1 protein-coding gene is annotated in these 785 nt (G+C 68.4%); it reads right to left on the bottom strand.

Features of this window, described 5'->3' with window-relative positions:
* Positions 1-785 (bottom strand): ATP-dependent metallopeptidase FtsH/Yme1/Tma family protein (locus FHR04_RS20745; RefSeq protein WP_139405064.1); only part of this gene is annotated, 785 nt, incomplete at both ends.

Here is a 785-nt window from a genome sequence, read left to right on the forward strand (position 1 = left end):
CGCACCACCATGCTGCGCCGCTCAGGCCCCATCAGCACCCGGTCCCGGGCCTCGTCCACATCCCGCCCGGTGATCCGGTTGCGCCCCTCGCGCGCCGCCTGCAGCGCCGCCTCGTTCAGCAGGTTCTCCAGGTCCGCCCCCACCATGCCCGCCGTGCGCCGCGCGATCACTCCCAGGTCCACACTCACGTCCAGCGGCTTCTTGCGCGCGTGAATCTTGAGGATGTGTTCGCGCCCCCGCACGTCCGGGGCGTCCACCACCACCTGCCGGTCAAAGCGCCCCGGACGCAGCAAGGCGGCGTCCAGCACGTCCGGGCGGTTGGTGGCGGCCAGGATAATCACTTCCTGCCCACTGCCGAAACCGTCCATCTCGACGAGCAATTGATTGAGGGTCTGTTCGCGCTCGTCGTTGCCGCCCTGCATGCTGACCCCACGCTTGCGCCCGACGGCGTCGATCTCGTCGATGAACACGATGCATGGCGCGGATTTGCGGGCCTGTTCGAACAGGTCACGCACGCGGGCCGCACCCACACCGACGAACATCTCGACGAAGTCCGAGCCACTGATGGAGAAGTAGGGAACCTTGGCCTCGCCAGCCACCGCCTTGGCGAGCAGGGTCTTGCCGCTGCCGGGGGGGCCGACGAGCAGGACGCCGTGGGGGATGCGGGCGCCGAGCTGGTGGTATTTCTCGGGCTGGCGCAGGAAGTCGACGACTTCCTGCAGGTCCTGCTTGGCCTCGTCGCAGCCGGCGACGTCGGTGAAGTTCAGCTTGATCTGCCCCTCGGC

The organism is Deinococcus radiopugnans ATCC 19172 (genome assembly GCF_006335125.1).
Taxonomy (GTDB): Bacteria; Deinococcota; Deinococci; order Deinococcales; family Deinococcaceae; genus Deinococcus; species Deinococcus radiopugnans.